Genomic DNA, 19,336 nt, shown 5'->3' on the forward strand with positions numbered 1-19,336 from the left:
TTGGATATAAGGCCTGCGTTGCGCGGTCCGGGACGAGCGGATAGAGTGCCGCCTTCTTCTTGCTAGCTCTCTGGGAGTGTCCTGTGGAAATCGCCTGTCTCGACCTGGAAGGGGTCCTGGTTCCGGAAATCTGGATCGCCTTCGCTGAAAAAACCGGTATCGATGCGCTCAAGGCGACCACCCGGGATATTCCTGACTACGACGTGCTGATGAAGCAGCGTCTGCGCATCCTCGACGAGCACGGCCTGAAGCTGGCCGACATCCAGGAAGTGATCGCCACCCTCAAGCCGCTGGACGGCGCGGTGGAGTTCGTCGACTGGCTGCGCGAGCGCTTCCAGGTGGTGATCCTCTCCGACACCTTCTACGAGTTTTCCCAGCCGCTGATGCGTCAACTGGGCTTCCCGACCCTGCTGTGCCACAAGCTGATCACCGACGAGACCGATCGTGTGGTGGATTACCAGCTGCGCCAGAAGGACCCCAAGCGCCAGTCGGTGCTCGCCTTCAAGAGCCTCTACTACCGCGTGATCGCCGCCGGCGACTCGTACAACGACACCACCATGCTCAGCGAAGCCCACGCCGGCATCCTGTTCCATGCCCCGGACAACGTGATCCGTGAGTTCCCGCAATTCCCGGCGGTGCACACCTACGAAGACCTCAAGCGCGAGTTCATCAAGGCGTCCAGCCGGCCGCTGAGCCTGTAAGGTTCCAGCTCAAGAAAAAGCCCGCTTCGGCGGGCTTTTTCGTTTCCGGCTCAGGGGTGCAGCTGTTCCAGGGTATCCAGCAGCACCTTCACCTTGGTGATCGACTCGCGGTATTCGGCCTGCCAATCGGAGTCCGCGACTATGCCGCCGCCACCCCAGCAGCTGACCTGGCCGTCTTTCACCAGCAGGCTGCGGATGGCGATGGAGCTGTCCATTTCGCCGCGCACGTCGAGATACAGCAGCGAACCGCAGTAGATGGCCCGGCGGGTCGGCTCCAGTTCGTCGATGATCTGCATCGCGCGGATCTTCGGCGCGCCGGTGATCGAGCCGCCGGGAAAGCTGCCGGCAAGCAGGTCGAGGGCGTCCTTGCCCGGCGCCAGTTCGCCGCTGACGCTGCTGACCAGATGGTGCACGTTGGGGTAGCTCTCCAGGGCGAACAGCTCCGGCACCCGTACCGAGCCGGTGGTGCAGCTGCGGCCGAGGTCGTTGCGCAGCAGGTCGACGATCATCAGGTTTTCCGCGCGGTCCTTGCTGCTGGCGAGCAGTTCGGCGGCCAGGGCTGCGTCTTCCGCGGCAGTCTGGCCGCGCGGGCGGGTGCCCTTGATCGGCCGGGTCTCTACCCGACCCTGGCTGACATGGATAAAGCGTTCGGGCGACAGGCTGAGAATCGCGCCGCCATCGGCCAGCCCGAGAAAGCCGGCGAACGGCGTCGGGCAGCTGGCGCGCAGGGCGCGATAAGCGCTCCAGGGTTCGCCCTGGCACGGTGCGCGGAAGCGCTGAGCGAAGTTCACCTGATAGCAGTCGCCGGCCTGGATGTAGTCCTGAATGCGCTCGATGGACTGGCGATAGCGCTCTTCGCTGAGGTCGGCACGGAATGCCTCTTTGAGCTGGAACGGTTGGCCTGGCGCCGTCTCGGGTTGACTGAGCAGCGCGATCAGCCGTTGCCGCTCGCTGGTGGCGAGGCTGGGGTGAAAGACCAGCTGACTGGTGCCTAACAGGTGATCGCTGATCAGCGCCCAGGGATAAATGCCCAGGCAGGCATCGGGCAGATGCAGGTCATCCACGGCGTGAATGGGTAGTGATTCGAGGTGGCGGCCGAAGTCATAGGAGAGATAGCCGATCACGCCGCCGACGAAAGGCAGCTCGCAGTTTTCCGGGGGGCTGGTCGGTCCCAGCCGGGCTAGAGCGGTGCGCACACGGTGGAGAAAATCGTTGGCCGATTCGTCGGCTGCCAGTGACAGCTGCGCCAATGGCCACGCGCTGATTAGGTCATAGCGTCCACGTTGGGCGGCGGGTCGCCCGGCGTCCAGCAGCACCGCGCCGGGGGCATGGCGGACGGCGGCAAAGTAATCGGCGGGGTCTGCCCGATAAGGCAAGGCGTGTAGTGAACAGGTAGGCATGCGCGGCTCAGGCAGCTCGGGAGACGATTGTAATTCGTCGCCAGCATTCGTCCTAGAGCATCTAAGGCGGGTTTACTCTGGCTTCGGCGGCTGATAAGTATGGGTAGTAAAGCTCGGTCGTACTACAACAATAATGATCAAGGAACCTGGCCATGGATGTTGTGTTAGATCCAGCCGTTGGCAGCTTACTGCGCTCAAAACTTACCCTTCCTCAAGCTCCAATCGAGCATCTGGCGCGTCCGCAGGTTCAGGCCGCGCTGGCGGCGCATCCGTATGCCCGAGTGCTGCTGTTCTCGGCGCCGGCGGGGTTTGGCAAGACCACCGAACTGGCGGTCATCGCCGAAAGACAGCGCCAGGCCGGGCACGCGGTCGCCTGGTTGTCCCTGGGTTCGGAGGACGACGATCCGTCGCGTTTCTTCCAGCAGCTGATCAAAGTGCTAGGTGCGGAGATTCCGGGCCTGGGCGCCAATGCTCAGGCCTTTCTGCTCAACACCATGCGCGTGCCAGTAGCGGCGGTCATGGAAAGCCTGCTGGCCAATCTGTGCCAGCACGAGCAGCCCTTGCTGCTGGTGCTCGATGACCTGCACCTGCTACAGGACAGCGAGCTACTGGCAGCGCTCAATCGTCTGGTGGGGCTCGCTCCGGCCGGCTTCACTCTGGCCATCGGCAGCCGCGCGCAACCGGCCTTGAGCCTGGCGACCTGGCGGGCCAAGGAACTATTGCTGGAAATCGGTCCGCAAGAGCTGCGCCTGAGCAAGGCGGAGACGCGCGATTACCTGGAGCGCAGCGGCTTGCAACTGGACGAGCGGGCCCTCGATACCCTGTATGGCCAGACCGAAGGCTGGATGATCGGCGTGCACCTGGCGGCGCTGCTGCTGCGCCACCAGCCGCAGACGCCGGAGCAGATAGCCAGGTTCGGCAGCGATCAGGTGGCGGTCGGCAACAACCTGCTGCGCACGGTGTTCGAGCAGCTGCCGGCGGAGATGCAGGGCGTGCTGCTGGCGCTGGGGGTGGCCCGGCAGCTGAGTGGTGATCTGGCCAACGCCCTAACCGGTCGGCAGGATGGCCAGGCCCTGCTGGAGCAGTTGGAGTCCATGCAGTTGTTTCTTTTGCCGCTGGATCGCGAGCGGCAGTGGTATCGCTTCCATAACCTGTTTGCCGATTTTCTCCACGCGCGGCTCAAGGAGCGTGACCCGGAGCGTTTCAGTCAGCTGCATTTTAATGCCAGCCTGTGGTTCACCAACCACCATATGCAGAACCTCGCCATCGAGCACGCGTGTCTGGCCGATGACCCGGAGATGCTCGCCGCGCTCATCGATGGCTGTGGCCTGGAGTTGATCAACCGCGGTCAGCTCAGCCTCATCTACCGCTGGCGCCAGCAGGTGCCGGATGAGATCGCCCAGCGCTACCCGGTGCTGGTGCTGGCCGATGTCTGGACACAGGCGGCCACGCTGTCGCTGCCCGAGGCCAATCGCATGCTCGACGAGCAGTTGGAGCGCTGGAGCAGCAAGAAGCCCGAGGGGGGCTTGAGCGATAAGGCTCTGGCCGCCCTGGCGATCAAGTCGGTGTTGGCGATGCAGAAGGACGATCTGGAAAGCTGTGTCAGCCTGGCGCGCAGAGCCGAGGGGCAACTGGGGCAACACGCGGCGTTCCTGGAAGTGGCGATGCTGCTGCTCGGTGCGCTGGCGCATGTGATGCTGGCACAACCGGAACAGGCGCGCAGGCTGCTGGCCCTGGCGCAGCAGCGCAAACATTTCCTCGAAGGCCGCTATCTGGACATGCAGTTGGCCAACGTCGAGATCCTCCTGCACCTCGAGCAGGGGCAGGTCAAGCAGGCGCAACTCCTGTCCGAACAGTTGCATGCCCGTGTACTGCCGTGGTTCGGCGAGCGTTCGCGGGCCCTGGTTCTGCCGACCATCACCGAGTCGCTGATCGCTTATCAGCAGGCGCGCCTGGAGGACATCGAGGCGCGTTTGCGCTGGGCACTGGCGACGGTCGATGTGATCAACCCGATCGACCTCTATGCCCAGGGCATGCTCAGTCTAGCGCGTAGCCAGCGCCTGCTGGACAAGCCCAAGGAAGCTTTGGCCAGCCTGGTGCTGATGCAAAACCTGGCGGCGCGCAATCAGTCCTGGCGCTTCTATGCGCAGGCGGTGGGTGAGGAGATCGCCCTGATCCTGCAGGAGCCGGCCACCGACCGGCTCAAGCGCGCCGAGCAGCGCTTCAGTAGCGTGGAGTGGAGCAAGCTGGCCGCCGGCTATCAGCGCATGAGTTTCAACCCGGTGCTCTGGGTGCAGGGGGTGACGCGGGTTCGTTTGCAGCAGGCGCGCGGTCACTACAGCGAGGCGCTGCACGAGATCACGCAGCTGCGTGGCTTGCTGCAAAACGGCTGGCACGGTTTGCAGCGCCTGCGCCTGGACCTGCTGGCAGCGCTCAGCTACCAGCGCCTGGGTTACCAGGAACGGGCGCAGTCGTTGCTGGTGCAGTGCCTGATCACGGCCGAGCGTGAAGGGGTGCGCAACCTGTTCATCGAGGAGGGCGAGGCGATTCGCCAGTTGCTGCAGCAGTTGGAAGCGGCCGAGCGGCAGCCGGCCTTGCAGAGCTTCATTCGCGGCCTGCTCGGCATCTGGCCTGGGCAGGCGGCGCGTAAATCCCTCGATGCGCTGGACGAAGGGCTGACCGAGCGTGAGCGCGAGGTGGTGTGCCTGGCGGCCCGCGGCATGTCCAACGAGGAGATCGGCCAGCAGCTGGCGCTGGCGCTGGGCACGGTCAAATGGCACCTGCACAACATCTACGAGAAGCTCAAGGTGCGGAACCGGACGCAAGCCATCCGCCGCGCCCGTGAACTGAATCTGCTCGCCTGAGGAGCATGCCCGTGTCGAATCTGAATGCGTTGCCGCTGTTGCGCACCAAGCTGTTTCCGGCGTCGGTCACAGGCCGTGCGCAATTACCGCGCACGGCCTTGCTCGAGCGCCTGTTCGCCGCCCGCGAGCAGCGCTTGCTGCTGCTCAGTGCGCCTGCCGGCTTTGGCAAAAGCACGTTGCTCGGCCAGTACCGCCAACGTCTGCTCGCCAGCGGCGCGCAGGTGGCCTGGCTGTCCTGTGATGAGTCGGACAGCGAACCACAACGGCTGATGCAGTATCTAGTCGCGGCGATCGAGGCGGTGGTGCCGCGCTTCGGCAGCCACATCACGGGGTTGCTGCAGGGGGATGCGAGCTGGCCGCTGGAGGCGCTGATCGATGCCTTCTTTTCCGATATCCGGCGTCTGCAGGATGACATCTACCTGATGCTGGATGACTTCCATCGCATCCGCCATCCGTCCATGCGCAAGGCGGCGCGCTACCTGGTCGAGCATTTGCCGAGCAATCTGCACCTGATCACCAGCATGCGCTTCAAGCCATTGGTGCTCGATCAGCAGACGGACCTGTCCTGGGTGTGCTGGCTCAAAGCCGACGATCTGCGTTTGAGCAGCGAGGAAACGGCCAGCTACCTGCGCGAGGTGAAGCAGCTGAGCTTGACCAGCGCGGAGCTGAGCGTGCTGCATGCGCGCACCGAGGGCTGGATCACGGCCTTGCATCTGGCGGCTCTGGCGCTGGCTCGGCATCCGAATCAGGCCGCGTTTCTCGCCGGGCTGTCCGGCACCGAGCGCAATATTGCCGACTATCTGGCCGAGGATGTGCTCGCCAGCCTGCCGGAGACTGTGCAGCAGTTTCTCGACCAGACTTCGGTGCTCGACGAACTCAGTGCCGAGCTGTGCAACGCTTTGACCGGGCGGCGCGACGGCCTGGAGATGCTGATGCGTCTGCAGAACGAGCAACTGTTCGTGATCCCGCTGGACGAGCAGGGCGAATGGTTCCGCTATCACCCGCTGTTCGCCGAGTTCCTGCAGGGGCGGCTGACCAAGCGCGGCGATCCCTCGGTGCTGCTGCATGCCGCGGCCCGCTGGTGCGAGAGCCATGAACTGCCGGATCGTTCGATCAGATACGCCTTGCGCGCGCGGGACTTCCAGTTCGCCGCCGACTTACTGGAACGCCAGGGCGCCAACCTGATTGCCGGCAACCGCGTGTACGGCATCCTCGCCATGCTCAAGAGCGTGCCGGCCGAGGTGATTCGCGAGCATCCGGTGTTCCAGATCTTCTATGCCTGGCAATTGGCGTTCGATCAGCGCTTTGCCGAAGCCGAGGCGCTGATCGAGGAAATCAGCGCACGCTTGTTGCAGGGGCGCGGCAAGCCTATGCATTTCGGCCTGATGGAGCTGTTCGCCATCGTCCAGGTGCTCAAGGCGCTGGTGCTGCTGTATCAGGACAAGCTGGAGAACTGCCTGAAAGTCGCGCGCCACTGGCTGAGCCTGGTCCCCGGCAACCAGCCGGTGTTCCGCGCCAGCCTGTCCTGCGTGCAGGCGGCGGCCTATGCACTGCTGGGCGAGTACGGCGAAGCCGGCAAGGCGATCGCCGTGGCGCGCGACAACCTGCGCCAGACCGACAGCGACTACCTGCACGTGATGACCAGCCTGATCGAGTCGCTGATCTGCAAGGAACATGGCGAACTGGAACGCGGCAGAGCCCTGGCCGAAGCCGCGCGGGCGCGGGTGGAGCGGGTGTTCGGTCGACGCAGTCGGGTCGGTGGGCCGCTGGCGCTGGCCTATGCCGATCTGCTCTACGAGCAGGATCGGCACGCGGCGGTCCTCGCCGAGCTGCCGCTGGCCACCACCTGGCGCGACGTGGCGACGCCGGTGGAGTTGATCAGTCGCGGCAAGCTGGTGATGGCGCGGGGGCGCTTCTTTGCCGGCGAGGCGGAGCAGGGACTGGCCCAGCTCGACGAATGGCTGGCCGAATTGCAAGGTGCCGGCTCCGAGCGGGTCTTTGCCTTGGGCATGAGCTGCAAGGTGCAGTTTCTCCTGTGGCTGCGCCGTCCCAATGAGGCCGAGCGGGTTTGCCTGCAATTGCAGCAGCATCTGGCCAGCCTGGCGGTCGGGCGCTATCCCGATGCAAACACCGCCCTGGCCTTGGCCGAGGCACGCCTGGCGCTCAGCGAGCGGCGGGCCGACAGGGCCCAGAGCGGCCTGGAGGCCTGCCTGGCCAAACAGACGGCCGAGCACCAGCGCGACCGGCGCTTGCGTTTGGCCTTGTTACTTTCTGTGGCGTATTGGCGCAAAGGTAACAGCGAAAAAGCCTTTGCCCTGTTCCAGTCGACCCTGGAGGAAGCCTGGAGCAGCGGCTATCGCCGCCTGTTTCAGGATGATGCCCTGTGGCTGCTGCCGCTCTGGGAGGCCTGGCAAGCGGCCGAGCCGAAGCGTGCCGCGGCCTGGCACGGGTTGGCCGAAATGCTTCGCGAACAATGCCGCCGGCTGGCCGTTGACTATGAAAACCTGGATGAAAATCAGGATGTTAGCCACAGGGAGCGGGAAATTCTGCGCTTCGTGGCGGCGGGTCTGTCGAACCGCGATATCGCTCAGTCGGTGCATTTGTCGGAGGCCACCATCAAGTGGCATCTGCACAATCTGTTCTCCAAGTTGGGGGTGCGCAGCCGCACCCAGGCGGTACTCAAGGGCAAGAGCATGGGCTTGCTGAGCGAGCTGTAGGTTCACCTGGGGTGCCGCCTGACCGTGCTCCATCCGTTGGATAGGCTGGCAGCCGAGGGTGGCATCAGTAACTTGAGGTTCAGGGCGGGAAGCACGGTGCTTCACGAATCCAGGCTTGCGGTAACTAGGGAAGCAACCACGAGCCTGGAGATCGGCGTGAGCCGGTCCAGCTGTCGGTGACAGGAGTCCGCGGCAGCAAAACCTCATCTGTGAACTGTGGAGACAACAACAATGAAAAACTTCAAACAACTGGTTCTTGCTGCTGCTCTAGCTGCTCCGTTCATGGCCCAGGCCGATCTGAAAGCCATGGACGACAGCACTCTGGCGAGCGTGACCGGTCAGGACGGGATCAGCATTGCCGGTGACTTCTCCGGTTCCATCGGCAACGTGGCCTACACCGACGATGGTGGTGCGCTGAACCTGAATGATATCGATATCACCGGTTTCACCATTGACGATAACGCCCCGCTGACGGTTGACGTGGTGACCACCAGCATCACTCCGGTCGGTGGTGGTGCGGCCGTAGCGACCAAGCAGTTGGCCATTGGCTTGCCGGCCATGACTGGCACCGTGTCGGTAGGGAAAATCAACGTAGGCGGTGCCTATAGCGCCGGTGCCCTGACTGGCGGTAGCAATATCGGCGGCCTGGCGATTTCCGATATCAACATGAGTGGCAGCACCATCAAGGTCTGGGGCCACTGAGTTCGCTCACCGCACCAGCCTCGGAAAACCTTATCAGCCTCGGCTGATAAGGTTTTCTTCTGATAAGAAAAGTCGCTTTACCAGGACTGCTGATGATCGAAATTCTCTTGGGTAGCCTGATCGGCCTGTTCGGCTTTACCGAGGCGGTGGACACCAAGCCGCCGGCGCCGGGAACGGTCAATATCACCCAGGCGCTGGTGCCCAACGGCCCGCTGCGCGAGTCGGTGGTTCTCGAGCCGATGAGCCAACTGCAGTTTCGCAATGTGATCCGTCAGGCCTACGACTACAGCTGCGGCTCGGCCGCGCTGACCAGCCTGTTGGACTACTACCTCGGTCGCAATCTGGAAGAGCGCCAGGTGATGGAAGGCCTGCTGCGTTACGGCGAGGCCGACAAGATCGTCGAGCGCCGCGGTTTTTCCCTGCTCGACATGAAGCGCTTCGTCGGCGCCCTCGGCTACAAGAGTGGCGGCTTTCGCGCCGAATTCGCCGACCTCGATGCGCTCGAACATCCGGCCATCGTGCCGATCCACTATGCCGGCTTTAAGCATTTCGTGGTGGTCCGTGACGTCTACAACGACCACGTGTTCGTCGCCGATCCGGCCCTCGGCAATATCAGTTTTACCCGTAGCCGTTTCGAGGAAATCTGGGACCAGAACGTCCTCTTCGTGATTTTTCCCAGCGGTCAGGAACCGCACAACGCCATGGCGTTGGCCGAGCGCGATCTGCGCATCATCGATGACCGCACGATAAGCCTGCTGGCGTTTCGCGAGTTCCCGCAAATCAGCAAATTCACCGAGAACCAGGCCGACGAATTGGGCTCTGGGGGCGACATTCAATACATCCGTCGCAAATGATCTTGAGGCAATCCACTGCCCGGCATAACAAGAAATTACTGGGGATAGCGTGATGGATGTGAAGGGGTGTGCATGGCTGGCCATGCTGGCGCTGCTGGTGGCGCAACCGCTATGGGCAGATGAGTCTGCGGTCAATGCATCCGGGGTCGACCAGGCGCGCGATGCCTTGAGCAAGAAAGACGACGACGCCGACAGCGCCAAGGCCCTGGAGCAGGTGTTCCAGGCCGCTGAACAGAGCTACACCCTGCTGAAGAAGGGCGAGCGCACGCTGACCTACGGCTTCGACTATTCGCTGCTGCGCGATACCCAGATCCAGACCGTGCGCAGCGGCACCAACGTGTTCAGCGTGGTGTCGCAGGCCGAGGCGCAGCACACCTTCACCAACTCCTTCACCTTCGATTACGGCGTATGGGACAACCTGACCTTCAGCATGCGCTTGCCGCTGGTGGCCAAGTACGACACCGAGCGCGAGATCGACGTCTACAGCCTCGGTGATATCTCCGCCAGCCTGCGCTGGCAGCCCTGGCCGTCGCTGCGCGGCAAGCCGGTCACCACCCTGTTCGCCACCATTGGCCTGCCGACCGGCACTAGCCCCTACGACATCAACAGCGACAAGGACCTGGCCACCGGCAGCGGCTTCTACAGCCTCGGTGGTGGGGTGAACATGTCCTACGTGATCGACCCGGTGGTGCTGTTCGGCTCGGCGGGGTACACCTACAACGTGCCGGTCTCGGGTATCCATCAGGTGCGGGGCGGGCGCGAGCTGCAGAAGGTCGACCCGGGCTCGACTCTCAACTTGAGCATGGGCTTCGCCTATGCCCTGTCCTATGACGTGTCGCTGTCCACCTCCTACCAGATGGCGCACAGCTTCAAGCCGACCTACACCTTCGCCGATGACAGCTTCGAGGGCACCGAGCAGACCAGTGCGATCATGAACTTCTCCCTGGGGCTGCGGACCTCGCCGGACTACATCGTCAACATCAACGCCGGTTTCGGAATGACCGAAGACTCGCCCGATGTGTTGCTGGGGCTGTCGATGCCCCTGGATATCAAGGGCCTGAAGGCTCAATAAGCGGCGAGCGGACAGGTCATGACTATGCGTATTTCGCCGCTGGCGCGGGCGGTTGCCGGGATCACGCTGCTCTGGGCCGGGCTGGCGCAGGCGCAGCTGGCGCAAAACCTGACCATCGGCAACCCCAAGGCGATGGCCCTGGGCAATGCCATTACCGCCGACTACAGCGGCATCGATGCGGTGCATTACAACCCGGCGGCGCTGACCAAGCTGAAAGGCCGGCAGACCATGGTGAAGTTCCTCACCGGGGTCATGGATATTCGCGCCGACTTCGACGCGCCAGCGGATTACGGCAGCAACTTCCTCGGCCTGGACGACGACCCGGTGGCCAATCGCTCCAGCCGCACCACCGCGGCGGCGATGTATTTGCCCGGACTCGGCGGCGCTACCGAAGTCCCAGTATTGTTCGCGCCGCTGGCTGGGCTGTCGATCAATCCGCCGGGCTCGAAGTTCACCTTCGCCACCGACGTTTATGCTCCGCAGGCGCTGGGCTACTCGCGCGATGACGACGACCCGGCGCGTTATCAGGGCAAGGAAGTGGTGTTGCAGCGGATCACCTACTTTTCCCCATCGCTGGGCTATCAGGTGAATGACGAGCTGGCGGTGGGGCTGTCGATCGGTTTTTCCCACCAGGCGGTGGCGCTCAACCAGGACTTCCGCGCGCCGGGCGTGCTCACCGGCTTCACCGGGGTGGCGCAGGACGCGTTGTGTACAGTCGACGGCAACCCGTTCGAGGTCCTCCTGAATATCTGCGGCGGCGACCTTGGCCCGTTCACCGATATCGCCAACCTCGACATCGACATGCAGCAATCGCTGTCGCCGACCTGGAACGTTAGCTTCCTGTGGGAGCCATACGACTGGTTCGCCCTCGGCGCGGTGTATCAGAGCGAGGCGAAGATGCATCTGCAGGGCAGTTATCGCGTCGACTATTCGCAGGACTGGCAGGGCTTCTGGCAGGGTCTGGACAGCTCGCTGATCGGCGCCATCTTCAACAGCATCACCCCGGATGGCGTGTTCGACGAGGAGCAGGGCAACGTCTCCATGGACCTGACCTATCCCCAGCACTTTTCCACCGGGATCAAGCTCAAGCCGCATCCGCAGTGGCAGGTCAACTTCGACGTCAAATGGACCGACTATGCGGCCTGGAACGAATTCAAACTGGAGTTCGACCGGCCGCTGGACGTGCTGAAAATCGCCAGCCTGTTCTCGCCCAACAACGCCACGGCGACCACCATCACCCTCGATCGCAATTACGAGTCGGTGTGGAGTTGGGCGCTTGGCGTCCAGTACGAGGTCAACGACCGTCTGAGCCTGCGCGCGGGCTACGAGCCGAGGCCCTCGGCGATTCCGGATGACCAGGCGGATGTGCTCGCGCCGCTGGGCGACGCCCAGCTGTATGGGCTCGGCCTCGGCTATCGCTGGGACAAGGACACGCTGATCGATATCGGCTTCAACTACCTGGTCAGCAAGCAGAGCATCCCGGCCCGCTCCAGCTGCAACATCAACTGTTCGGATATCGACAGCATGGTCTACAACCCCTACGCCGATCTGGATGTCGACACGAGCGTCAAGGCCTATATCCTGGCGCTGACCTACCAGACCACCTTCTGAGCCTTCGCCATGTCGACACTTGTGCGTATTCCGCAACTCCTGGCTCTGCTGCTCTGTACGCTGGCGGCGAGCGGGGCGGGTGCCAGCCAGGGCCGTTACCTGACCTGGGTGGACGAGCAGGGGCGGGTGCATAACACCTTCGTTGATGGCCACTACGGCGAACAGCAGCGCCAGGCGGCGCGGCGTATCAGCCTGAGTGACCAGGCTCGGCTCAACGACGACGAGGCGGCACGCTGGCCGGGCAGCGCCAGCAGTGGCGAGAGCAAGCGCCGCTACTACACCTGGGTGGACGCCAGCGGCAATCTGCAGAACAGCTTCTATGCCGGCGACCAGCAGCTGGCCAGGCAGGCCGATCAGTTGTTGCCCAATGGCGAGCGTTCCGGCGAGTACATCGACGCCGATGTGCTGGAAGGCCGCGGTTTCGCTCGTCCGGAACACAGCAAGCAGTACTACACCTGGGTCGACGAGCAGGGGCGGATGCGCAATTCGACGTTGCCGCCGGCGGGGCGCCAAGCCGTTGCCAGCTCTGGCCAGCCGATCCAGTTCAGCGAGGGCCGGCAGATCGAGTTTTCCAGCAAGGCGGCCGTTTTGCCGGCCCTGGACGGCCAGCCGACTGCCGCCATGCAGGCATTGCTGGCGGGTAGCAAAAGCACTGGCGACGGGCTCTACCAGAGCCTGCTGGCGCAATGCTGCGGACAATTGGCGGAAGACGCCTTCAGTGAACTGTCGGCCGATGAACCGCGCTATGAGGAGCTGAACCGCTTCTCGCCGAGCTTCGATTTCCCCATGGGCCGCAGCTATTACGCCGCGGTGAAACTGCCGCGTTCGCAGCGGACCTATGGTCTGCGCGTGCGCAGCTTCGCCAACAAGCAGGTGGTCTATCCCTCGCTGCTGTTCCTCGACGAGGCCAAGCGTCCGACGCGCCTGGTCAGCGACGCGGTCTACCAGCTGCATGGCGAGACCTGGTACCGCTATGCCTTCATCGAAGGCACGGTGCCTGTCAAGGCCGCCGAGGGCGAGCGCTATGTGCTGCTGCTGACCACCGACGAGGATCGCCATCTGCAGACCCTCGACAACAAGCCGTTCAAACGGCCGCTGCAGGAGCTGGCAGTCGATACGGCCGGCATGCAGGCCCATGCGCACAGCGATGAAGGTGGCTTCGAGCTGGCCATCGTGCGCTGAATGGCCGCCGTGAAAAGCAAAAAGCCCGGCTAGCTGCCGGGCTTTTTGCTGAGCGCATGACCGCTCAGAGTTCGGCTTGCTGCACGTGACCGAACAGCTGTTGGGCGAAGCGCACGCGCTCTTCCGGCGTCTCGACCACGCCTTTGGCTTCCATCTCCGCCAGGCGTGCCTCGACCGCATGGGTACGCTTGGTCAGGCCGCAGTCGTTGGCGATCTGGATGTTCAGGCCGGGGCGGGCGTTGAGCTCGAGAATCAGCGGTCCCTTGTCCTGGTCCAGCACCATGTCCACGCCGATGTAGCCGAGGCCGCACAGCTCGTAGCAGCCGGAGGCGAGCTTCATGAAACCGTCCCAGTCAGGCAGTTGCACGCCATCCACCGCGTTGGCGGTATCGGGGTGCTTGCTGATCTTGTTGTTCAGCCAGGTGCCTCTCAGGGTCACGCCAGTGGCCAAGTCGACGCCGACACCGATCGCGCCCTGGTGCAGGTTGGCCTTGCCGTTCGACTGCCGGGTCGGCAGGCGCAGCATGGCCATCACCGGGTAGCCCTTGAGGACGATGATGCGGATGTCCGGTACGCCTTCATAGCTGATGCTCTTGAAGATCTGGTCCGGAGTCACCCGATACTCGATCAGCGCACGGTCGCGGTGGCCGCCGAGCGAGTAGAGGCCGGTGAGGATGTTGGAAATCTGGTGCTCGATTTCATCATGGCTGATGATCTTGCCGGAAACCGTCTTGTAGCGCTCCTCGAAGCGGTCGGCGATCACCAGGATGCCATCGCCGCCGGCGCCCTGCGCCGGCTTGATGACGAAATCGTTGCGCTCGCCGATGATCTCGTTGAGCTTGTCGATCTCCTTCTCGGTCTCGATGATCCCGTACATCTCGGGAACATGGATGCCCGCCTCGATAGCCCGCAGCTTGGTGATGATCTTGTCGTCGACAATCGGGTACAGGTGCCGTTGGTTGTACTTCAGCACGTAGTCCGCATTGCGCCGGTTGATGCCCATGATGCCTTTGGCATCCAGGGCTTTCCATCGCTTGATCAGGCCGAACATGGCTCAGTCCTTCAGGAAGGCTTTGAAACGGAATAGTTCGGTGAGGCGGTAGCCGCGGTAGCGACCCATCGCCAGCATGAAACCGACCAGCACCATCAGCACCGCCGGGAAGGTGAATATGAAGTACACCAGCTCCGGCACCTTCATCAGCAGATGCGCCAGCGAGGCGGCGAACAGGGTGCCGATGGCGGCCTTCATGGCATGGGCGGCGCCGCGTTCTTCCCAGGTGATCGACAGGCGTTCGATGCTCATGGTCAGGATCACCATCGGGAACAGGGCAATCGACAGACCGCTCTCGAAGCCGAGCTTGTGGCTGAGCAGGCTGATAGCCGCAATGGCCACCACCACGAAGGTCAGCACCACCGATAGGCGCGGCAGCATCTGCAGCTTCAGGTGTTCGAGGTAGGAACGCAGCGACAGGCCCAGTGCGGTGATCACCGTGAACAGGATGATGCCCCATTGCAGGCCGGTTTCGCGGAAGGCGAGGGCGATCAGCACCGGGGTGAAGGTGCCGAGGGTCTGCAGGCCGATCAGGTTGCGCAGGATCAGGATCACCAGCACGCCGATGGGGATCATGATCATGATCTGGAAGGTCTGCTGGGTCTGCAGCGGCAGGCCGTACAGCGAATATTCGAGGAAGTCGGCGTCGGTGCTCTCATCGGTCAGCTTGGCCAAGTGGATGGCATTGATCTCGCTGTTGTTGAGGTTGAAGCTGACTTGGGCCTTCTTGCCGCCATCCACGCTGACCAACGGCTGGTCGCCAATCCACCAGACCAGGCGATCGCTCGGTAGGCCCTGCTCGCCGGTCTCCGGGTTGAAATACAGCCAGTTTTCACCGTCGAAACTGCGCAGCCAGAGTTCCGGGTTCTGCGGCTGGTCGGCGATCAGGCGCAGGCTGTGCACGCGCTCCATCGGCACATGGGCGATGGACAGCAGCAGCTCGATAGTCTTGGCCTTGTTGACGGTCGAGGCATCGCCGGCCAGCAACAGTTTGACGTTGTCGTCGCCGAGGTTGTTGACCCGCTTGATGGTTTCGCTGATGAAGGTCTCCACGTCCGCGGAGTGCTGACGGATCGGCGCCAGCAGGGCCTCGGCGGCAATCTTCTCCGGCCCCTCGACCGGGATGGTGTCGCGGAAGATCGGTCCCTTAGGCTTAGGCTGCTCACCGCTGTAGCGTTTGGTCAGTACCAGGCGGTAATAGAGAACCTGGTTGCCACTGGCGCGACGGGCCGACCAGGTGACCTTACGGTTGCCATCGACGCGATTGATGCTGACCCCGTAGTTTTTCGAGACGAAGCTCTCGTTCAGGCTGACGTAATCCTGGCTCAGCGGTGGCACGAACATCTGCAACTTCACCGGGCTCTTCGGGTTGGCCTGGAATTCGACCTTGGCGTCGATGTTCCACAGATCATCGGTTTCATCCTCGGTGACCGGGATGCCGACGATGAAGATCTGGTACGCCGTGATCAGAATGCCCAGGGTCACCAGTACGGCGATCAGGACTTTCAGATGGAGGTTGAGAGAGCGCATGGGTTTTACTCTGCAGAGTTTGCGTCGGTGGCACAGCCCGGTTTTCCGGCTGCGTATTTAAGGCTTGGGTCGACCAGGGCATTGAAGCGTTTGAGCGCCTCGGAGCCGATCAACAGCGGGTATTGGAAGGCGCTACGGTCGGTCAAGTTCACTTCGATGGTGCGCAAGGTCGAGCCCATGCACACAGCCAGCTCGATGACCGGGCGGGCGGTGTAGGTTTTTTCTTCCTCGGCGTTGTAGTCGCCCGCGCGGCGTTTGATCTTACTGATCCGTGCCAGTGGGCGCTCGAACGGGTGACTCTGGGCATCATCGATGGCCAGGTAGAAGCGCACCCAGGTTTCCCCGTCACGCTTGAAGCGCTTGATGTCGCGCGCGCTCAGGGAGGCGGTCTTGGCTCCGGTATCCAGCTTGGCGGCAACCTGCTGATCAAAATCGGCGAGTTGGGCGTATTCGTTCAAGCCATAGACGGTTTTGTCGGCAGCGAGACTGAGGCCGGGCAAAAGAAACAGACAAAACAACAGGGCGAAGGGCTTGGATCTCATAAGTCCTAATGGCGTAGGGCGATCGCATGGAGTCTAGCTGGCGCGGCGAGGCCGCCCGGCCGGTGCAGGCGGGCGGCATTCTAACATGCGTGGTTTCAGCCGTGACAGGCGCTTATAGGTGTTTGTGTAAGTGACCAGGCGTTTGTTGGAGTTTTTGCTTATTAGTGGATTGTCGACAATAGGGTCTAACCGTTTGACATGAATGCCTTGCTGGCGTAGTTTTCACCGAAATATTTACCGGTGTGTCGACAATATGCTGGATGCCACTGAAGAGCTGCTGGTCGCTCAAGACGAAAGCGAAACGCTAGCGGAGCATGTCTTTCGGCGTATTCAGGCAGCCATCGTCAAGGGCGAAATCGCCCCCGGCAGCAAGATCTCCGAGCCGGAGTTGGCGCGTACTTACGGTATCAGTCGCGGCCCGCTGCGCGAGGCCATCCATCGCCTGGAAGGGCAGCGGCTGCTGGTGCGAGTGCCCCACGTCGGCGCCCGGGTGGTGTCGCTGAGTCAGGCCGAGCTGATCGAGCTGTACGAAATCCGCGAGTCGCTCGAAGGCATGGCCTGCCGCCTGGCCGCCGAACGCATGAGCCAGGACGAGATCGACGAACTGCGCCGCCTGCTTGACCTGCACGAGCAGGACGAGGCGTTCAAGGCGGGCGTCGGCTACTACCAGCAGGAAGGCGACTTCGACTTCCACTATCGAATCATCCAGGGCAGCGGCAACCGCACCCTGACCCAGATGCTCTGCGGCGAGCTGTACCAGTTGGTGCGCATGTACCGCCTGCAGTTCTCTGCCACGCCGAACCGGCCGCGCCAGGCCTTCGCCGAGCACCACCGAATTCTCGATGCCATCGCCGACCGTGACGGCGAACTGGCCGAGTTGTTGATGCGCCGCCACATCGGCGCCTCCAAGCGTAACGTCGAGCGCCATTACCTCGGCGCTTCCACCCCGACAACCACTCCACGAGGTGAGTCATGAGTTTGAAAACCCCCGGCCAGCGTTTCCGTGACGCCATTGCGGAAGAGCATCCTCTGCAGGTCATCGGCGCGATCAACGCCAACCATGCGCTGCTGGCCAAGCGTGCTGGCTTCAAGGCCATCTACCTGTCCGGTGGCGGTGTCGCGGCCGGTTCGCTGGGTCTGCCGGACCTGGGTATCAATACCCTGGATGACGTGCTCACCGACGTGCGTCGCATCACCGACGTCTGCGAGCTGCCGCTGCTGGTGGATATCGACACCGGTTTCGGCCCGAGTGCGTTCAACATCGAGCGCACCGTCAAGAACCTGATCAAGGCCGGCGCCGCCGCCGCGCACATCGAGGACCAGGTCGGCGCCAAGCGCTGCGGTCACCGTCCGGGCAAGGAAATCGTCTCGGTCGAGGAGATGGTCGACCGCGTCAAGGCGGCCGCCGATGCCAAGACCGATCCCAACTTCTTCCTGATCGCCCGTACCGACGCGATCCAGGCCGAGGGTGTCGAGGCTGCCATCGAGCGTTCGCTGAAGTACGTCGAAGCCGGCGCCGATGCGATCTTCGCCGAAGCGGCCTATGACCTGCCGACCTACAAGCGCTTCGTCGACGAGGTGAAGGTGCCGGTGCTGGCCAACATCACCGAGTTCGGCGCAACCCCGCTGTTCACCCGTGACGAGCTGGCTTCGGTCGGCGTGGCGATCCAGCTGTACCCGCTGTCCGCCTTCCGTGCGGCCAACAAGGCTGCCGAAGCTGTTTACACGGCGGTGCGCCGCGATGGCCATCAGAAAGAGGTCATCGACCTGATGCAGACCCGTGCGGAACTGTATGACCGCATCGGCTACCACGCCTTCGAGCAGAAGCTCGACGCGCTGTTCGCCGCCAAGAAATAACCGGCAAGCAGGCCGGCTTGCGCAGCGCGAGCCGGTCTGCCCACGACAAGAAGCGACACCGAACCGGATTACATGAGGAGAGACACGCGATGAGCGCTACCCCAGAAACGACCACTCCAGGCTTCAAGCCGAAGAAGTCCGTAGCCCTGAGTGGCACCGCCGCCGGCAACACCGCACTGTGCACTGTCGGCCGCACTGGTAACGACCTGCACTACCGTGGCTATGACGTTCTCGACTTCGCCAACCGCTGCGAATTCGAAGAAATCGCCCACCTGCTGGTCCATGGCAAACTGCCGAACGTTGCCGAGCTGGCTGGCTACAAAGCCAAGCTCAAGGCCCTGCGCGGCATCCCGGCGGCCCTCAAGACCTCCCTCGAGCAACTGCCGCCGTCCGCCCACCCGATGGACGTGATGCGCACCGCCGTATCCGTGTTGGGCTGTGTGTCGCCGGAGAAGGAAGACCACAACCACCCGGGCGCCCGCGACATCGCCGACAAGCTGATGGCTTCGCTGGGTTCCGCGCTGCTGTACTGGTACCACTTCAGCCACAACGGCAAGCGCATCGACGTGGAAACCGATGACGATTCCATCGGTGGCCATTTCCTGCACTTGCTGCACGGCGAGAAGCCGCGTGAGTCCTGGGTGCGCGCGATGCACACTTCGCTGAACCTGTACGCCGAGCATGAATTCAACGCGTCCACCTTCACTTCCCGCGTAATCGCCGGTACCGGTTCCGACATGTTCTCCTGCGTTGCTGGTGCCATCGGCGCACTGCGCGGCCCGAAGCACGGCGGCGCCAACGAAGTGGCCTTCGAGATCCAGAAGCGCTACGACAACCCGAATGAAGCAGAAGCTGACATTCGTGCGCGCGTCGAGAAGAAGGAAGTCGTGATCGGCTTCGGTCACCCGGTCTACACCGTTGCCGACCCGCGCAACAAGGTGATCAAGGAAGTGGCTCGCGAGCTGTCCGCCGAGCAGAGCAACACCAAGATGTTCGACATCGCCGAACGTCTGGAAACTATCATGTGGGACATCAAGAAGATGTTCCCCAACCTCGACTGGTTCAGCGCCGTCAGCTACCACATGATGGGCGTGCCCACCGCCATGTTCACCCCGCTGTTCGTGATCGCCCGCACCTCCGGCTGGTCGTCGCACGTCATCGAGCAGCGCATCGACGGCAAGATCATTCGCCCGAGCGCCAACTACGTCGGCCCGGAAGATCTGAAGTTCGTGCCGCTCAAGGACCGTAAATAA

Annotated in this window: 15 protein-coding genes; 11 read left to right on the forward strand and 4 right to left on the reverse strand. The window is 62.9% G+C overall.

The window, feature by feature from the left end; translation table 11 throughout:
- Positions 1-83: 83 nt before the first annotated feature.
- Positions 84-701, forward strand: coding sequence for a bifunctional phosphoserine phosphatase/homoserine phosphotransferase ThrH (gene thrH, locus D3880_RS09945; RefSeq protein WP_119893310.1), 618 nt, complete (start codon positions 84-86; stop codon positions 699-701).
- Between the two features lie 50 nt (positions 702-751).
- On the opposite strand, the gene pabB is transcribed toward thrH, so the two are convergent.
- Positions 752-2,101 carry an aminodeoxychorismate synthase component I gene (pabB, locus tag D3880_RS09950; RefSeq protein WP_119893311.1) on the reverse strand — a complete coding sequence of 450 codons (1,350 nt, stop codon included), beginning with the start codon at positions 2,099-2,101 and terminating at the stop codon, positions 752-754.
- 152 nt (positions 2,102-2,253) lie between these two features.
- Between pabB and D3880_RS09955 the strand changes: the two genes are divergently transcribed.
- From D3880_RS09955 to D3880_RS09985, 7 genes are all read left to right on the forward strand, one after another.
- Complete coding sequence (locus D3880_RS09955) at positions 2,254-4,965, forward strand: winged helix-turn-helix domain-containing protein (protein WP_119893312.1); 2,712 nt, start codon at positions 2,254-2,256, stop codon at positions 4,963-4,965.
- A gap of 5 nt (positions 4,966-4,970) precedes the next feature.
- The gene (locus D3880_RS09960) at positions 4,971-7,682 is read left to right on the forward strand and encodes a helix-turn-helix transcriptional regulator (RefSeq protein WP_119893313.1); all 2,712 of its coding nucleotides are present in this window, start codon (positions 4,971-4,973) and stop codon (positions 7,680-7,682) included.
- Between the two features lie 231 nt (positions 7,683-7,913).
- On the forward strand, positions 7,914-8,384 hold the full coding sequence (locus D3880_RS09965; RefSeq protein WP_119893314.1) for a DUF6160 family protein: 471 nt from the start codon (positions 7,914-7,916) through the stop codon (positions 8,382-8,384).
- A gap of 92 nt (positions 8,385-8,476) precedes the next feature.
- On the forward strand, positions 8,477-9,238 hold the full coding sequence (locus tag D3880_RS09970; protein WP_119893315.1) for a C39 family peptidase: 762 nt from the start codon (positions 8,477-8,479) through the stop codon (positions 9,236-9,238).
- An 82-nt stretch (positions 9,239-9,320) separates the two neighbouring features.
- Positions 9,321-10,310: a transporter gene (locus D3880_RS09975; protein WP_420800869.1), complete on the forward strand. Its 990-nt coding sequence runs from the start codon at positions 9,321-9,323 to the stop codon at positions 10,308-10,310.
- An 18-nt stretch (positions 10,311-10,328) separates the two neighbouring features.
- A complete protein-coding gene (locus D3880_RS09980; protein ID WP_119893317.1) occupies positions 10,329-11,921 on the forward strand; it encodes an outer membrane protein transport protein in 1,593 nt (530 codons plus the stop codon).
- Between the two features lie 9 nt (positions 11,922-11,930).
- Positions 11,931-13,103 (forward strand): MalM family protein, encoded by a 1,173-nt coding sequence (locus D3880_RS09985; RefSeq protein WP_119893318.1) that lies wholly within the window; start codon positions 11,931-11,933, stop codon positions 13,101-13,103.
- A gap of 64 nt (positions 13,104-13,167) precedes the next feature.
- Here the strand turns inward: D3880_RS09985 and D3880_RS09990 are convergent, their stop codons facing one another.
- The 3 genes from D3880_RS09990 to rloA are packed head-to-tail and all read right to left on the reverse strand — an operon-like array spanning position 13,168 to position 16,226.
- Positions 13,168-14,154 carry an alpha-L-glutamate ligase-like protein gene (locus D3880_RS09990; protein ID WP_119893319.1) on the reverse strand — a complete coding sequence of 329 codons (987 nt, stop codon included), beginning with the start codon at positions 14,152-14,154 and terminating at the stop codon, positions 13,168-13,170.
- A 3-nt stretch (positions 14,155-14,157) separates the two neighbouring features.
- On the reverse strand, positions 14,158-15,684 hold the full coding sequence (gene rloB, locus D3880_RS09995; protein WP_119893320.1) for an osmotic stress tolerance membrane protein RloB: 1,527 nt from the start codon (positions 15,682-15,684) through the stop codon (positions 14,158-14,160).
- A gap of 5 nt (positions 15,685-15,689) precedes the next feature.
- On the reverse strand, positions 15,690-16,226 hold the full coding sequence (gene rloA, locus D3880_RS10000; protein WP_119893321.1) for a retropepsin-like aspartic peptidase RloA: 537 nt from the start codon (positions 16,224-16,226) through the stop codon (positions 15,690-15,692).
- 253 nt (positions 16,227-16,479) lie between these two features.
- Between rloA and D3880_RS10005 the strand changes: the two genes are divergently transcribed.
- The 3 genes from D3880_RS10005 to prpC all read left to right on the forward strand — a co-directional run bounded on the left by D3880_RS10005 (position 16,480) and on the right by prpC (position 19,336).
- Positions 16,480-17,202, forward strand: a complete 723-nt coding sequence (locus D3880_RS10005) for a GntR family transcriptional regulator (protein WP_119893322.1) — start codon at positions 16,480-16,482, stop codon at positions 17,200-17,202.
- The gene (prpB, locus tag D3880_RS10010) at positions 17,199-18,083 is read left to right on the forward strand and encodes a methylisocitrate lyase (protein WP_119893323.1); all 885 of its coding nucleotides are present in this window, start codon (positions 17,199-17,201) and stop codon (positions 18,081-18,083) included. The genes D3880_RS10005 and prpB overlap by 4 nt, the downstream gene beginning before the upstream one ends.
- A gap of 89 nt (positions 18,084-18,172) precedes the next feature.
- Positions 18,173-19,336, forward strand: a complete 1,164-nt coding sequence (prpC, locus tag D3880_RS10015) for a bifunctional 2-methylcitrate synthase/citrate synthase (protein WP_119893324.1) — start codon at positions 18,173-18,175, stop codon at positions 19,334-19,336.

Origin of the sequence: Pseudomonas cavernae, assembly GCF_003595175.1 — a bacterium.
Classification (GTDB): domain Bacteria; phylum Pseudomonadota; class Gammaproteobacteria; order Pseudomonadales; family Pseudomonadaceae; genus Aquipseudomonas; species Aquipseudomonas cavernae.

What these genes read in the sequence shown, in the direction of transcription:
- pabB (WP_119893311.1), bottom strand. Translation starts at nt 2,101, where the DNA reads ATGCCTACCTGTTCACTACACGCCTTGCCTTATCGGGCAGACCCCGCC.
- D3880_RS09955 (WP_119893312.1), top strand. Translation starts at nt 2,254, where the DNA reads ATGGATGTTGTGTTAGATCCAGCCGTTGGCAGCTTACTGCGCTCAAAA.
- D3880_RS09960 (WP_119893313.1), top strand. Translation starts at nt 4,971, where the DNA reads ATGCCCGTGTCGAATCTGAATGCGTTGCCGCTGTTGCGCACCAAGCTG.
- D3880_RS09965 (WP_119893314.1), top strand. Translation starts at nt 7,914, where the DNA reads ATGAAAAACTTCAAACAACTGGTTCTTGCTGCTGCTCTAGCTGCTCCG.
- D3880_RS09970 (WP_119893315.1), top strand. Translation starts at nt 8,477, where the DNA reads ATGATCGAAATTCTCTTGGGTAGCCTGATCGGCCTGTTCGGCTTTACC.
- D3880_RS09975 (WP_420800869.1), top strand. Translation starts at nt 9,321, where the DNA reads ATGCTGGCGCTGCTGGTGGCGCAACCGCTATGGGCAGATGAGTCTGCG.
- D3880_RS09980 (WP_119893317.1), top strand. Translation starts at nt 10,329, where the DNA reads ATGACTATGCGTATTTCGCCGCTGGCGCGGGCGGTTGCCGGGATCACG.
- D3880_RS09985 (WP_119893318.1), top strand. Translation starts at nt 11,931, where the DNA reads ATGTCGACACTTGTGCGTATTCCGCAACTCCTGGCTCTGCTGCTCTGT.
- D3880_RS09990 (WP_119893319.1), bottom strand. Translation starts at nt 14,154, where the DNA reads ATGTTCGGCCTGATCAAGCGATGGAAAGCCCTGGATGCCAAAGGCATC.
- rloB (WP_119893320.1), bottom strand. Translation starts at nt 15,684, where the DNA reads ATGCGCTCTCTCAACCTCCATCTGAAAGTCCTGATCGCCGTACTGGTG.
- rloA (WP_119893321.1), bottom strand. Translation starts at nt 16,226, where the DNA reads ATGAGATCCAAGCCCTTCGCCCTGTTGTTTTGTCTGTTTCTTTTGCCC.
- D3880_RS10005 (WP_119893322.1), top strand. Translation starts at nt 16,480, where the DNA reads ATGCTGGATGCCACTGAAGAGCTGCTGGTCGCTCAAGACGAAAGCGAA.
- prpB (WP_119893323.1), top strand. Translation starts at nt 17,199, where the DNA reads ATGAGTTTGAAAACCCCCGGCCAGCGTTTCCGTGACGCCATTGCGGAA.
- prpC (WP_119893324.1), top strand. Translation starts at nt 18,173, where the DNA reads ATGAGCGCTACCCCAGAAACGACCACTCCAGGCTTCAAGCCGAAGAAG.